This window comes from Burkholderia sp. Cy-637 (genome assembly GCF_011753175.1).
Classification (GTDB): domain Bacteria; phylum Pseudomonadota; class Gammaproteobacteria; order Burkholderiales; family Burkholderiaceae; genus Burkholderia; species Burkholderia gladioli.
The window spans coordinates 1-754 of sequence record NZ_VWWC01000411.1 but is presented as its reverse complement, the minus strand read 5'-3'; the positions used below and the strand labels follow the sequence as shown (position 1 = coordinate 754).

1 protein-coding gene is annotated in these 754 nt (G+C 73.5%); it reads right to left on the bottom strand.

Annotation, left to right across the window (positions count from 1 at the left end; all coding sequences use genetic code 11):
* Positions 1 to 171: 171 nt before the first annotated feature.
* On the bottom strand, positions 172 to 729 hold the full coding sequence (locus F3J10_RS35910; protein WP_025101621.1) for an RNA polymerase sigma factor: 558 nt from the start codon (positions 727 to 729) through the stop codon (positions 172 to 174).
* Between the last annotated feature and the right edge of the window lie 25 nt (positions 730 to 754).

The following is a 754-nucleotide window of genomic DNA, read 5'->3' as shown; positions in this document are numbered from 1 at the left end:
CGGCATGGGCGCCGAGCCAGCCGTCGAGCTCGGCGGCCTCGGCCAGCAGCGCGCCGGCCTGCTCGCGATGGGCGCCGGCCCAGTCGCGCGCGGCGTCGCGTTCGGCATCGGGCCAGCGGCGCGGGTCCGCGCCATAGGCCTCGACGATGTTGCGGAATCGTTCGGGTGTCATCAGATTTCCTCGCTGCGGCCGTCGCCGGCCAGTTGCGCGCGCAGATTGCGCCGGGCGCGCGAGAGCAGGCTCTCCAGCGCGTCCACCGTGATGCCCATCAGGCCGGCCGCCTCGATGTTCGACAATTCCTGATAGTAATGGAGCACGAGCGCTTCCCGCTGCCGGGCCGGCAGCGCCTCCAGCGCCCGGCGCACGCGCGCGTCGCGCTCGAGCGCCTCGAGCCGTTGCTCGCCGCGCGGTTGCGGGTCCATCTGCTCGGGCAGTTCCTCGGCCGGCTCCTCGCGACGTCCGCGCAGCCGGTCATAACAAAGGTTGAGCGCCACGCGGTGCAGCCAGGTATCGAAGCGCGCCTCGCCGGACTTCCAGCGCGGCGCCTGTTTCCAGATCCGGATGAAGGCTTCCTGCGCCACGTCCTCGGCTTCCATGCGGTCGCCCAGCAGGCGCGTGGCGAGCGCGAGCAGGCGCGGCAGCTTGCGCGCCACCAGCGCGCGCGCGGCGCCGGGATCGCGCCGGCCGACCCGCTCGACGAGTTCCGCGTCGGGATCGCGTTCGCTCACGTCGCGCGCTCCCGGTTCGGCGGCA